This window comes from Streptomyces sp. GS7 (assembly GCF_009834125.1).
Lineage (GTDB): Bacteria > Actinomycetota > Actinomycetes > Streptomycetales > Streptomycetaceae > Streptomyces.
This window is the reverse complement of the sequence record NZ_CP047146.1, coordinates 3,313,632-3,326,806: the sequence shown is the minus strand read 5'-3', so window position 1 is coordinate 3,326,806 and position 13,175 is coordinate 3,313,632. Positions and strand designations below refer to the sequence as shown.

Genomic DNA, 13,175 nt, shown 5'->3' with positions numbered 1-13,175 from the left:
CTTCCCGGCACCGCCCCGCGGCGAGACTACACCTGTAGTTTCCGCGCGCTATGCTCACCGGCATGAACGCCCGCGAAAACGCCGCCGCACCCCACGGCACGCTCCTCCCCAGGCACCGGCTGATCGCCGACACGGCCCTGGCGCTGCTGGCCGAGCGCGGGATGCGCGGGCTGACCCACCGGGCGGTCGACGAGGCGGCCGGCCTGCCGCAGGGGTCCACGTCGAATCTCGCGCGCACCCGGGCCGCGCTGCTGGAGGCCGCGGTCCGGCGGCTGGCCGAGCGCGAGGCCGAGGTCCTCGTCGCGGGCGAGACGGCGGACATCACCGGGAGCGGCGGCGGGCGCGCGGAGGCCGGCGACCTGACCTCGGCGGACATCGCCGACGCACTGTCCCTCGCCCTGCACCGCTATCTGGCCGGGCACCGCCGGCTGCTCGTCGCCCGCTACGAACTCGCTCTGGAGGCCACCCGCAGGCCCGAGTTGCGGGCGGTCTACGACCGGGCGGGGCGGGCCTTCCGGGCGCCGGTGGTCGCGATGCTGCGGGCGGCCGGCTCCGCCGCACCCGAACGGCATGCGCTCAGCATGGTCGCGTGGTGCGACGGTGTGCTGTTCACCTGCATCGCCGGCCAGTTCCACGCCGCCGTTCCCACCCGCGCGGCACTGCGCGCCTCGTGCGCGGAACTTCTCGACGGAATGCTGCGGGGGTGAGGATCACCCGAGGGGAAGGCGGGTCGCGGTGCAGTCATCTTGGAGGGGGCTGGTGCCGCGACCTTTCCGGGACGTCAGTGCCACGGGCCCGCCGCGCCGCCGATCCGCAGCTCCAGCCGGTCGATCGCGTCCTTGAGGCTCTGGCGGTATTCGCCGTCGGCGAGGGCGTTGACGGACGCCCTCGCCCGGCGGAGCTGGGCGCGGGCGTCGGCCGGGCGGTCGAGTCCGGCGTAGTCGGCCGCGAGGTTGAGATGCAGCGAGGGGAAGAACGCCCGGAGCGCGACGAGGGGATGGCGGGGCCCCGGGCCGTCCGCGACGTCCGATGCGCCGGCGGCGCTGCCGGTCTCCGCGGGGCGCTCCGTGACGAAGCCCTCCGCCGCCTCCAGGGCCCGCAGATCCCAGTCCAGTTCGTCTCTCGGGTCGTCCTGGGTGTCGGCCATGTAGTGCGCGAGGGCGCAGCGGTGGAAGGCGTCTCCCTGCGGCCCGACTTCCCGCCAGAGGTCTCCGAGGCGGTTGCGCGCCTCTTCCCGGTCACCGGCCCGGTGCAGCATGATCGCCTGGCCGATCCGGGTCAGCACTCCGTCCTCGGGCGTCGCCGCCCGCCGATTCTCCGCCACCGCGCACTCCCCGCGTTCGCTCACCGCCACCACCGGGCTTGCCTCGACGCTAGCGGCGCGCGGCGCGCGCGACGCGCCGAGGGAGGCCGATCGGCCCAGGCCAAAGGCCCCACCTCGGCGCGACCGGGCGCGGGCGCCGGGCCTGCGCTCGTCGCGTACGGGCCGAAGGGCCTCGGCCCGTACGGGCGGCACGGAGGGGGCCGGTTCAGCCCAGGTCGGGGATGCGCCAGTCGATCGGGGTGTGCCCCTGCGCGGCGATCGCCTCGTTGATCTGGGTGAAGGGGCGGGATCCGAAGAACTTCTTCGCGGAGAGCGGCGAGGGGTGCGCGCCCTGCACCACGGCGTGCCGCTCCTCGTCGATCAGCGGGAGCTTCTTCTTGGCGTAGTTCCCCCAGAGCACGAAGACGGCCGGGTCCGGACGGGAGGCGACCGCACGGATCACCGCGTCGGTGACCTTCTCCCAGCCCTTGCCCTTGTGCGAGTTGGCCTCGCCCTCGCGGACCGTGAGAACGGCGTTGAGCAGCAGCACGCCCTGCTCGGCCCAGGGCATCAGATAGCCGTTGTCCGGAACCGGGTGGCCCAGTTCCTCCTTCATCTCCTTGTAGATGTTCCGCAGGGACGGCGGCGTCCTGACGCCGGGCTGCACGGAGAAGCACAGACCGTGGCCCTGCCCCGGGCCGTGGTACGGGTCCTGTCCGAGGACGAGCACCTTGACCCGGTCGTACGGCGTCGCCTCCAGCGCCGCGAAGACCTGCTCGCGGGGCGGGTAGACGGGACCGTTGGCCCGCTCCTGCTCCACGAAGTCGGTGAGCTCCTTGAAGTAGGGCTTCGCCAACTCCTCGCCCAGGGCCTCGCGCCAGGACTCGGGCAGCATGTCGGTGACCACGTCAACAACCTCCGGTGTGCGTTCCGTTCTCACCGACAGAACCTACCGGCGACCACTGACAATCACGGTCCCGGGCCGGAATCCGACGGCGGTGGGCACCCCGGTTCCCGCCCCGCCGCTCACGCCGTGTCCAGCCGGGCGCGCTGGCACGGGTCCAGTACGACGTCCAGCGCGGCCAGGCACTCGTCCAGCTGGGCCACGGAACTGACGCCGATCACCGGCACCACCGGCACCGGACCGCCCATGAGCCATGCCAGCACCACCTGGTTCGCGGTGGCCCCGCTCTCCGCGGCCACCTCCGCCAGCACCCGCAGCCGCACCACCGAGCCCGGATGGTCGTAGCGTTCCGGCAGCGGCCTGTCCTCGCGGGTGTAGGCGCCCTCCATCAGGGGCGAGTAGCCGAGGAGGGTCAGATCGGGGTGCGCGGCCGCGTAGTCGAGGAGTTCCCCGTCGGTCTCCTTCTGGAGACCGGGCGGCAGGTCCCGGCGCGGACGCAGGTAGGTGTGCCGCTGCTGTACGGCCCGGAAGCCGGGCAGTCCGCGCCCGGCGGCGCTCTGCCGGGCCACGGCCAGCCGCCAGGTCGCGTGGTTGCTGGCTCCCAGGGTGCCCACGCGCCCGTCCCGGACGAACCCGGCCAGCGTCCCGACGGTCTCCTCCAGGGGGACGCGGCGGTCCTCGATGTGCGCATAGTAGAGATCGACCCGGTCGGTGCCCAGCCGGCGGAGGCTGCCCTCGACGGCGGTGCGCAGGGCGGTCGCGCCCAGGCCCTCGGCGTTGGCGGGCCACCGGGGGCCGCGGGCCGGGTCGGGCCGGGCCCCCGCCTTGGTGGCGACCACCGTACGGTCCGCCGCGCGCCGGCTGCGCAGCCAGCGGCCGAGCAGCACCTCGCTCTCGTCGCCGGTCGCGCCGGGCACCCAGCAGGCGTAGTTGTTCGCGGTGTCGACGAAGGTGCCGCCGGCTTCGGCGAAGCGGTCCAGGATCGCGAGGGAGGTCCGTTCGTCCACCGTGGTGCCGAACGGCATCGTCCCCAGGCAGACGGCGCTGATCCGCGGCCCCTGATCGCCACCGAGTGTGCGGTAGTACATGGCATGCCTCCCCGGCAGGTCCGCTGACGCACGTGGTGCCGGCCCCTGAGGGACCGGCACCACGGACTCTGCCTGTTGGAGCGCACGCGAAGGCAAGCGAGGGACCGGCAGGCGAGCGCGGTCCCGCACCGGGCGCGACGCCCGGCGCTCGCAGGCTCAGCCCCCGCGGCCCGCCCCACCGGCCGTCGGCGGCCCCGCGGCCGACCGAGTCATCGCTCGGCCTCGGCCGGGCGCCGTCCTCACACCCCGGCGTTCAGGAACAGCCCGCCGTCGACGACGAGGGTCTGCCCGGTGATCCAGCCGGCCGCGTCGGACAGCAGGAAGGCGGCGGCCCCGCCGATGTCCTCCGGGACGCCCAGCCGCCCCATGGGGTAGCCGGCCGCCGCCTCCTCCTCGCGGTTCTCGTAGAGCGCCGACGCGAACTTGGTCTTGATCACCGCGGGTGCGATGGAGTTGACCCGCACCACCGGCGCGAACTCGTGCGCCAGCTGGAACGACAGGTTCACCATCGCGGCCTTGCTCATCCCGTAGGCACCGAGGAACGGCGAGGCGCTGACCCCGGCGATCGACGCGATGTTGACGATCGCGCCGCCGTTGTCCTTCTGCCAGGCGTGCCAGGTGCGCTGCGCGAAGCCGAGCGCGGAGACCACGTTGGTCTCGTACACCTTGCGCGCCACGTTGAGGTCGATGTCGGCTATCGGGCCGAACACCGGGTTCGTACCGGCGTTGTTGACGAGGTAGTCGACCCGGCCGAAGGTCTCCATCGCCCGCTCGACGGCGTCGGCCTGGTGTGCCTCGTCGTGCGCCTTGCCGGCGACGGCGAGCACCCGGTCCGCGCCCAGCGTCTCGGCGGCCTCCTTGAGTGCGTCCTCGTTGCGGCCGGTGATGACGACCCGGTCCCCGCGGGCGATCAGGGCCTCGGCGACGCCGTACCCGATGCCGCGGCTGGCGCCGGTGACCAGTGCCACCTTGCCGGAGAGTGCGGGGCGTTCGCCGTCCCGCTCGGTCATGTCGGTCATATGTGGTTCCCCTGCTCCTGTACTTCTGCGGTGGGTGCGGCGGTCAGCAGAGCGGGCCGCCGGCGACGTACAGGACCTGGCCGGAGACGAAGCCGGCGTCCTCGCCCGTGAAGAAGGCGATCGCGTTGGCGATGTCCTCGGGCCTGCCGACCCGCTGGACCGGGATCTGCGTGGCGGCGGCCGCCTGGAAGTCCTCGAAGCCCATGCCGACGCGCTCGGCGGTGGCGGCGGTCATGTCGGTGGCGATGAAGCCGGGGGCCACGGCGTTCGCGGTGACGCCGAACTTGCCGAGCTCGATGGCGAGGGTCTTGGTGAAGCCCTGGAGGCCGGCCTTGGCTGCGGAGTAGTTGACCTGGCCGCGGTTGCCCAGCGCCGAGCTGGAGGAGAGGTTGACGATCCGGCCGAACTTGGCGTCCACCATGTGCTTCTGGCAGGCCCGCGACATCAGGAACGCGCCCCGCAGATGCACGTTCATGACCGTGTCCCAGTCGGTGTCGCTCATCTTGAACAGCAGGTTGTCGCGGAGCACACCGGCGTTGTTGACCAGGACGGTGGGCGCGCCGAGTTCCGACGCGATCCGCTCGACGGCCGCCGCCACCTGTTCCGCGTCGGAGACGTCGCAGCCGACCGCGACGGCCCTGCCGCCGGCCGCGGTGATCTTGGCGACGGTGTCCTTGCAGGCCGCCTCGTCGAGGTCGAGCACGGCGACGGCGCGCCCCTCGGCGGCCAGGCGCACGGCGGTGGCCGCGCCGATACCGCGGGCCGCGCCCGTCACGATGGCGACGCGCTGTTCGGTGGTGGACATGCGGGTTCTCCTCACCTTCGAATCCTCGGAACCTCGACCAGCGGTCCGCCGCCCCGGTGCGGGTGAGCAACCGCTTAGTAGCCTCAGCAGGGCTGACGCTAGAAGCCCGGCCACCCGCTGTCAACGCCCCACCACCGACCGGTCCGGCACGTCGGCCGCGAGCGGGCGATCCGTACGGAACGGGACGTGCGCCCCGCGGAAGGAAGCCCGCCCCACCGCACCCCCTGCCACGCGTCACCTCACCCCGCCCCACCGCACCGGCAGCCCCGGCAGGCGCTCCACCCGGGCCGCGGGGGGCGGCGATCGGCCCGGTGAGCGCGGTTCCGTCGGCCGGCCGGGCGGCCGTGAAGCGACCCCGGGCCCGGCCCGGGGCACTCATCCGGAGGGCCCAGGTCCTGTCGCACGGCTGCCGGAGCGGGACCAGACTGGGCGGCGGGGCGCCGGTCCGCCGGGCGCGCGCCCCGCGACGGAAGGACGCACCCATGACCTCGGACGACCGCCCCGGCCCGCTGCGGGTACTGGTCTTCGGCGCCGCGCTGCGGGCCGAATCGGCCAACGCCCGCCTCGCCTCCCTCGTGGCGCGCCTGGTCGCCGACACGGGCGCCGCCGTCGACCACGCCGCCATGCGCGACTTCGCGATGCCGATGTACGACGGCGACGTGGAGGTCGCCGAAGGGCTGCCGCCGGGCGCCCTCGCGCTGCGCGACCGGCTGGAGCGGTGCGACGCCTTCGTCCTCTCCTCCCCCGAGTACAACGGATCGGTACCGGGCGTGCTGAAGAACGCGATCGACTGGGTCTCGCGGGTCCGGCCGCAGCCGTTCAAGACCAAGCACGCGATGCTGGTCTCCGCCTCGCCGTCGCTGGTCGGCGGCAACCGCGGGCTGTGGGCGCTGCGGGTCCCGCTGGAGCACCTCGGCACCCGCGTCTATCCGGACATGTTCAGCCTCGCCAACTGCTACTCGGCCTTCGCCGAGGACGGCACGCTCCTCGACTCCGGACTGCGGGAGCGGCTGACCGAAACGGTGGCCGGTTTCCTCAGCCTGGTGGAAGCCGACGTGCGCTATGTCTGCCTGGAGCGCCGCTGGTACGAGTTCCTGGGCGACCGCACCGAGGCGGCCGTCACCCAGCGATCCGAGCAATAGGCGTGCGGACGGCGGCGTTTCCGGGGTACTTTTTCCTCGACGTCGCGGCGATGAGCTGAGCTGAACGCGAGCGCGACGCCCCGGCCGACGACATCCCGTCCGTACGGCCCCCGCATTCCGGCACGGCTCGCGCTCTGCGACCGGCGTACGGATGCGCGCTCCGCCTGTACTCCCGATGCCCAACGGCCCGATGCCGTTGGGCTTTCGCCTGCCCGAAAACGATGCACCGCCCCTAGGAGGACCACACCGTGGAACCGACCACCCGGACCACACAGCGCCCGCGAAGCGCCCCCGGCACCGACAACGCGGCGGAATTCCCCCGGCAGTTCGCCCGCACCCGCCGCTTCTCGCTCGGCGTTCCCCGGCAGTTCGGCATCTCCCCGGACGGCCGGCGGGTGCTCTTCGTCCGTACGGGGTCGGGCAGCGATCCCGTAGGGCGGCTGTGGCAGTACGAGGACGGGGCGGAACGGCTGCTGGCCGATCCGGCGCTCCTGGTGGGCACGGGTTCCGAGGACCTGCCCGAGGAGGAGCGGCTGCGGCGGGAGCGGGCCCGCGACCGCACCGCCGGCGTGGTGGGCTATGCGGCCGACGACGCCGCGCACGTCGTCGCGTTCGCGCTGTCCGGGGCGCTGTGGGCGGTGCGGACGGACGGCGGCGCGCCGTTCCCGGTGCCGGCGGCCGGTCCGGTGGTCGACCCGCGCCCCTCCCCGGACGGCCGGCTGATCGCGTATGTGAGCAACCGGTCCGTCCATGTCGTCGGACTGGGCGGCGGCGACCGGCAGTTGGCGCGGGCCGAGGGGCCGGAGGTCACCTACGGGCTCGCCGAGTACGTCGCCGCCGAGTCGATGGGCCGCACACGCGGCTACTGGTGGGCGCCGGACGGCCGCCGCCTCCTCGTGGCGAGGGTGGACACCTCGCCCGTGGAACGGCGTTACCTCGCCGATCCGGCCGACCCGGCGCGGCCCCCACAGGTGCTCCGCTACCCGTCGGCCGGCACCGCCAACGCGGAGGTCACGCTGCACCTGCTCTCCGTGGACGGCGAGCGGACCGAGGTGGTCTGGGACCGTGCGGCGTACGAGTACCTCGTCGATGCCCGGTGGGACGCGCACGGCCCGCTGATCGCCGTGCAGAGCCGTGACCAGCGCACACTGCGGACGCTCGCGGTCGATCCGGCGACCGGCGGCACCGAGGTGCTGCACGAGCGGACGGATCCCGCCTGGGTGGAGATCGTGCCCGGCACCCCGGCCCGTACCGCCTCCGGCGCGCTGGTGCTCGCGGAGGACGACGGCGAGACCCGCCGGCTGACCGTCGGCGGCCGGCGGGTCACGCCGGCCGGACTGCAACTGCGCGAGGTCCTCGGCGTCGAGGGGGAGAGCGTGCTGTTCACCGCGAGCGAGGACCCCGAGGAGACGCATGTGTGGCGCCATGAGCCGGGCACCGGCAACCGGCGGCTGAGCCGGGCGCCGGGACGCCACACGGGGGCGGAGCGCGGCGGGACGGCCGTCGTGGCGGGGCTCACGCCGCGGGGCGACGAGGTCGTCGTCCTACGGGACAGCGCACCCGAGCCCGCCTCCTACGAGGGCATCGCCTCGCTCGCCGAGGATCCGGTGGTCGTGCCCCGCCCGGTCCATCTCGCCCTCGGGGAACGCGCGTTGCGCGCGGCCCTCTACCTCCCGTCGTGGCACAAGGAGGGCGGCGGGCGACTGCCCGTACTGCTCGACCCCTACGGCGGCCCGGCGATGCAGCTCGCCATACGGGCCCGGGGGTGGTTCGCCTGTGTTTCCCAGTGGTTCGCCGAGCAGGGGTTCGCGGTCCTGGTGGCCGACGGGCGCGGTACTCCGGGGCGCGGCCCGGCCTGGGAGAAGGCCGTGCACGGCGATCCGCTGTGGCCCGCCCTGGAGGACCAGGTGGCGGCTCTGCAGGCCGCCGGGGCGCGCTTCCCCGATCTGGACCTGGAGCGGGTGGCGATCCGCGGCTGGTCGTTCGGCGGCTTCCTCGCGGCGGCGGCCGTACTGCACCGCCCCGACGTCTTCCACGCGGCGGTCGCCGGCGCCCCGCCCACCGACCAGCGGATGTACGACACCCACTGGAAGGAGCGGTTCCTGGGGCACCCCGGCACCCACCCGGAGGACTACGCGCGCTCCTCCCTGGTCGGGCACGGCCATCTGCTGCGCCGCCCGCTGCTGCTCGTCCACGGCCTCGCGGACGACAACGTGGCCGCCGCGCACACCCTGCGCTTCTCCGCCGAACTGCTCGCCGCGGGCCGGCCGCACACCGTACTGCCGCTGCCCGGCGCCACCCACCTGCCGGCCGACGACGCGGTCACCGAGAACCTGCTCCGCGTGCAGCGGGACTTCCTCAAGGACGCGCTGCGGGCCCGGGAGAAGGAGGCGGGGAAGCGGTCCACCGGGGAGTGAGGACGGGGCGCCCCGGCGCGCGGCACGGGCGGCCGCTCGCCCGAGGGGCGCCGCCGCCCTCCCCGGTCACCGGGCGCGGCGCGGTCGCTGCCAGCAGCCGCGCACCTCGTCGGTCGTGGTGATGGTGGCCACCAGGGCGAGGGTGTTGCGGACCATCGCGGGGGTGTATTCGGCCGGCACCCCCGCGATGGCGTCCGCGGGCACCACCGCCACATAGCCGAGGTTGACCGCGTCGAACACCGCGTTGGGGATCGCCACATTCGCCGAGACCCCGGTCACGACGAGTGTGCGGCACCCGAAGTTGCGCAGCAGCGCGTCGACTTCGGTTCCGGCGATCGGTGAGAGACCGTGCAGTCTGCGCACCACCAGGTCACCCTCGGACACCGGTATCGGGTCGGCGATCCGTACGGCGGTGGACCCGGTGAGCTGCTGCACGGGCAGCCGCTCGGCCGCCGTGAAGAGCCGGGCGTTGCGGCTGGCCCCGCGGCCGTCGGGGCGCCGTTCGGCGACCGCGTGCAGCACCTGGACACCGGCGTCGTGCGCCGCCGCCACCAGGCGGGCGGTGTTCGTCAGCGCTCCCGATGTGCGGGCCGCTTCGGCCAGTTCGGGCAGCGCGCTGTCCGTACCGACCACGCCGCGCTGGCACTCGACGGTGAGCAGCACCGTGGAGGCCGGGTCCAGCTGCTCGACGAGCCGGGCGTCCGAAGGCATTGCCAGTCCCCTCTGCGGACGCGCGCACCGGCGTCGGCGTATGCGTCGGCGTCGCGTCCACGGATGCGTTCAGGTCCGCGCCCGCGGCGCGGGCGATCCCGCCCCGGCCGTCTCCGCGGCCGCGGCGGGTGGTCGAAGACGGGCGAGGCTATCCACCATTGCGCCCGTTAGGAAGAGCCCCCATGATTTCTGACACTCTTTCAGATGCAGTGGAGGGCAGTGGGGATGACCGACACACAGCGGCGCGGGCGCCGGATCAGGCTGACCCCCGCCGAACTGGACGCGTTCCTGGCGGCGCAGCGGACCTGCCGGGTCGCGACGGTCGGCGGGGACGGCGCGCCGCACGTAGGGGCGCTGTGGTTCGCCTGGGACGGGACGGCGCTGTGGCTGTATTCGATCACCCGCAGCAAGCGGTGGGCTCAGCTGAGGAAGGATCCGCGGATCTCGGTGCTGGTGGACGACGGGCACGAGTACGGGGAGCTGCGCGGCGCCGAGCTGACCGGCCGCGCGGAGTTCGTCGGCGAGGCCCCGCGGCACGGTGACCCCTGCCCGGAACTCGCCGCTCCGGAGCGGCTGTTCGCCGGGAAGTACTTCGGAATGACCGAGATGCCGCACGACGGGCGGCACGCCTGGCTGCGCCTGACGCCGGAGTCCGTGGTGTCCTGGGACTTCCGCAAAATCCCGGGCTGAGGGCGCGCGGGAGCCGCGCACCGGCCGTCCGTCGGCCCCGCGGCGATCGCGTTGTCGGTGGTCTCTGCGAGAGTGGGGTAGGTCAGCCCGCTCCGCTCGGCGACGTGTACGGGGCGGGGCAGCTCCGGCCGCCGCGGCCGGGCGCCGACGAGGACGAAGGAGATCCGGTGAACGTGCTCTTCCCCGCGCTGCGCGACGGCTCGCCCGCCCCGGCGCTGCGCTTCGGCGACCGTGCGCTGAGCCACCGCCAACTGGCCGCGGTGGCCGGCCCGCTCGCCGACCGGATCGGCGAGCGCAGCCGGACGGGCGGCGCGACCCGCATCGCGATCTGGGCGACGCCGACGCTGGAGACCGCCGTCGGCGTGGTGGCCGCGCTGCTCGCCGGAGTGGCCGCGGTCCCGGTGAACCCCAGGATCGGCGAGCGCGAGCTGGCGCACATCGTGGCGGACAGCACGCCGTCCCTCGTGCTCGCCGAACCGGGCGCCGACCTGCCGGGCCCGCTCGCCGCGCTGCCCCGCCTCGACATCGAGATCGCCGACGCCGCCGCCGAGGAGGCCGTGCCGGGCCCGCTCCCGCCGGAGCCGGCCGACGAGACACCGGCGCTGATCGTCTACACCTCCGGCACGACCGGGCCGCCCAAGGGCGTCGTCCTTCCCCGGCGCGCCGTCGCGCACACCCTCGACGCCCTGGAGGACGCCTGGCAGTGGACCGCCGACGACGTCCTGGTGCACGCCCTGCCGCTGTTCCACGTCCACGGCCTGATCCTGGGCGTCCTCGGCCCCCTGCGGCGCGGCGGCAGCGTCCACCACCTCGGGCGCTTCAGCACCGCGGCGGTCGCCCGGGAGCTGTCCGCGGACGGCACGATGCTGTTCGGCGTACCGACGATGTACCACCGCCTGGCGCTCGACGTCGGCAGCGACCCGGTGCTCGCCAAGGCGCTGGGCCGTGCCCGGCTGCTGGTCTCCGGCTCCGCCGCACTGCCGCTCACCGACCACGCACGGATCACCGCCGCCACCGGACGGCGGGTGATCGAGCGCTACGGCATGACCGAGACGCTGATGAACACCAGCGTCCGGGCGGACGGCCCGGACGCCACGGGCACGGTCGGGGTGCCGCTCCCGGGGGTCTACGTCCGGCTCGTCGACGACGCGGGCCGCGCCATCGAGGCGAGCGACGGCGAGACCGTCGGCGAGATCCAGGTCCGCGGCCCGAACCTCTTCACCGAATACCTGAACCGCCCCGACGCCACCGACGCCGCGTTCGACGGCGGCTGGTTCCGCACGGGCGACATGGCCGTCCGCGACACCGCCGGGAACTACCGCATCGTCGGCCGCAAGGCCACCGACCTGATCAAGAGCGGTGGTTACAAGATCGGCGCCGGCGAGATCGAGAACGCCCTCCTGGCACACCCGGGAGTCGCCGAGGCCGCCGTCACCGGCGCCCCGGACGAGGACCTCGGCGAACGGATCGTCGCCTGGGTCGTCACCGAAAGCGGCCCCGACTCCGGCCCCCCGCCCACCGCCGAGGAGCTCGCCGACCACGTCGCCCGCCAGCTCGCCCCCCACAAACGACCGCGCACCGTCCACTTCCTGGCGGCGCTGCCCCGCAACGACATGGGCAAGGTGCTGAAGCGAGAACTCCATGCATGACAAGACGGCAACGCCCCTGCCCAGCCAACGGCTGACGGCCCGTCAAGCCCTTGCGGCCGTCACGGATGCGTATGTGGACCTGGCAGAGGACGGCGGAGACGTCCCACGGGCGATCGGAACGTCAGGGACAGCCCCGGCACCCACGGCGACGCACCCGCCCGGCGCCCCGGAGCGCGTCCCGGAGGTGGACGGCCCGCTCGGCTGGCGCGGCTACGACGCCTCGCGGGAGCGCGCACGGGCCCGGACCGGCGAGGACGAGTCGGTGATCACCGCACGCGGCACGATAGGCGGCGCCGAAGCCATCGTGCTCTCCTTCGAGTTCGGCTTCCTGGGCGGCTCACTCGGCGAACGCACCGGCGACCGGCTGGAGGCCGCCTACACCCGGGCCCGCGAGCGGCGGCTGCCCCTCGTGTCGCTGATCGCCACGGGAGGCAGCCGCATGCAGGAAGGCATGCGCGCCCTGATGCAACTCCAGCGCGTGGCCCGGCAGTCGGCGCTCAACCGCGCCGCGGGGCTCCCCCAGATCGCCGTACTGCGCGATCCGACGACCGGCGGCGGCTGGGCGACGCTCGGCGCCGGAGCCGATGTGATCCTGGCGCTGCCCAGGGCCCAGGTCGGCTTCGCGGGCTCACGGGTACGCCCCTCGGACGCCGACCCCGCCGCGTACTGTGCCGAGGGGCAGCTCGCCGCCGGCCAGGTCGACGCCGTTGTCCCCGCCGACCGGCTCCGTGCCACCCTGCGGCACTGGCTCCAACTCCTCGGCGGCACCGCAGGGTTGCCCGCGCAGCCCGCCGAACCGGCCCCCGTCCCGTACGCCCTGGGCACGGCCGGCCTCCCGGCCACCGGGTGGGACGCGGTGGGCCGGGCCCGCGATGCCCGCCGGCCACGCGCCGAGTCGTATCTGGACGCGTACTTCGACGATCGGGAGGAGATCAGCGGCGACCGGTGCGGCGGACGCGACCCCGGCATACGGTGCGGATTCGGCCACCACGCCGGCCGGACCATCGCGTTCGCCGCCCAGTGCGGCACGGCCACCCGCCCGGCGGGCTTCCGTACCGCGACCCGACTGGTCCGGCTCGCGGACCGGCTCGGCATCCCGGTCCTCACCCTGGTGGACACCCCGGGCGCCGCCAACGACGCGGACGCGGAGCGCGCGGGCGCCGGCGCGGCCATCGCCGACACGTTCGCCGCGCTGGCCTCCGCCCGTGTGCCGGTCACCTCGCTCCTCATCGGCGAGGGCGGATCGGGCGGCGCCCTGGCGCTCGCCGCGCCGGACCGCCTCTGGGCCACCCCGGACAGCTACTTCTCGGTGATCGCCCCGGAACTGGCCGCCGCCATCCTCAAACGCGGCACCCACCAGATCCACGAGACCGCCGACCAACTCCGCATCCGCCCCCAGGACCTGCTGGAACTGGGCATCATCCGCGAGATCGTCGGCGGGAGGTGA

Annotated in this window: 12 protein-coding genes; 6 read left to right on the top strand and 6 right to left on the bottom strand. The window is 74.3% G+C overall.

Annotated features, from left to right (window positions below; all coding sequences use genetic code 11):
- Positions 1-62: 62 nt before the first annotated feature.
- Positions 63-707 (top strand): TetR/AcrR family transcriptional regulator, encoded by a 645-nt coding sequence (locus GR130_RS14460; RefSeq protein ID WP_159505107.1) that lies wholly within the window; start codon positions 63-65, stop codon positions 705-707.
- A gap of 74 nt (positions 708-781) precedes the next feature.
- On the opposite strand, the gene GR130_RS14455 is transcribed toward GR130_RS14460, so the two are convergent.
- The 5 genes from GR130_RS14455 to fabG form a co-directional block, all read right to left on the bottom strand.
- On the bottom strand, positions 782-1,258 hold the full coding sequence (locus GR130_RS14455) for a hypothetical protein (RefSeq protein WP_443043761.1): 477 nt from the start codon (positions 1,256-1,258) through the stop codon (positions 782-784).
- A 271-nt stretch (positions 1,259-1,529) separates the two neighbouring features.
- Positions 1,530-2,198: a uracil-DNA glycosylase gene (locus GR130_RS14450; protein WP_159509969.1), complete on the bottom strand. Its 669-nt coding sequence runs from the start codon at positions 2,196-2,198 to the stop codon at positions 1,530-1,532.
- Positions 2,199-2,329: 131 nt separating this feature from the next.
- Positions 2,330-3,295, bottom strand: coding sequence for an aldo/keto reductase (locus tag GR130_RS14445; RefSeq protein ID WP_159505106.1), 966 nt, complete (start codon positions 3,293-3,295; stop codon positions 2,330-2,332).
- Positions 3,296-3,534: 239 nt separating this feature from the next.
- Positions 3,535-4,305, bottom strand: a complete 771-nt coding sequence (locus GR130_RS14440; protein WP_159509968.1) for an SDR family oxidoreductase — start codon at positions 4,303-4,305, stop codon at positions 3,535-3,537.
- A gap of 52 nt (positions 4,306-4,357) precedes the next feature.
- Positions 4,358-5,119: a 3-oxoacyl-ACP reductase FabG gene (fabG, locus tag GR130_RS14435; protein WP_159505105.1), complete on the bottom strand. Its 762-nt coding sequence runs from the start codon at positions 5,117-5,119 to the stop codon at positions 4,358-4,360.
- 482 nt (positions 5,120-5,601) lie between these two features.
- Between fabG and GR130_RS14430 the strand changes: the two genes are divergently transcribed.
- Positions 5,602-6,261, top strand: a complete 660-nt coding sequence (locus GR130_RS14430) for an NADPH-dependent FMN reductase (RefSeq protein ID WP_159505104.1) — start codon at positions 5,602-5,604, stop codon at positions 6,259-6,261.
- 248 nt (positions 6,262-6,509) lie between these two features.
- Entirely contained in the window at positions 6,510-8,678 is a 2,169-nt protein-coding gene (locus GR130_RS14425; RefSeq protein ID WP_159505103.1) for a S9 family peptidase, read from the top strand.
- 66 nt (positions 8,679-8,744) lie between these two features.
- Here GR130_RS14425 and GR130_RS14420 read toward each other — a convergent pair whose 3' ends face one another.
- A complete protein-coding gene (locus GR130_RS14420) occupies positions 8,745-9,389 on the bottom strand; it encodes a cysteine hydrolase (protein WP_159505102.1) in 645 nt (214 codons plus the stop codon).
- Between the two features lie 225 nt (positions 9,390-9,614).
- Here GR130_RS14420 and GR130_RS14415 point away from each other — a divergent pair, with 225 nt between their 5' ends.
- From GR130_RS14415 to GR130_RS14405, 3 genes are all read left to right on the top strand, one after another.
- A complete protein-coding gene (locus GR130_RS14415) occupies positions 9,615-10,079 on the top strand; it encodes a pyridoxamine 5'-phosphate oxidase family protein (RefSeq protein ID WP_159505101.1) in 465 nt (154 codons plus the stop codon).
- 167 nt (positions 10,080-10,246) lie between these two features.
- On the top strand, positions 10,247-11,728 hold the full coding sequence (locus GR130_RS14410) for an acyl-CoA synthetase (protein ID WP_159505100.1): 1,482 nt from the start codon (positions 10,247-10,249) through the stop codon (positions 11,726-11,728).
- A complete protein-coding gene (locus GR130_RS14405; protein ID WP_201304882.1) occupies positions 11,721-13,175 on the top strand; it encodes a carboxyl transferase domain-containing protein in 1,455 nt (484 codons plus the stop codon). The genes GR130_RS14410 and GR130_RS14405 overlap by 8 nt, the downstream gene beginning before the upstream one ends.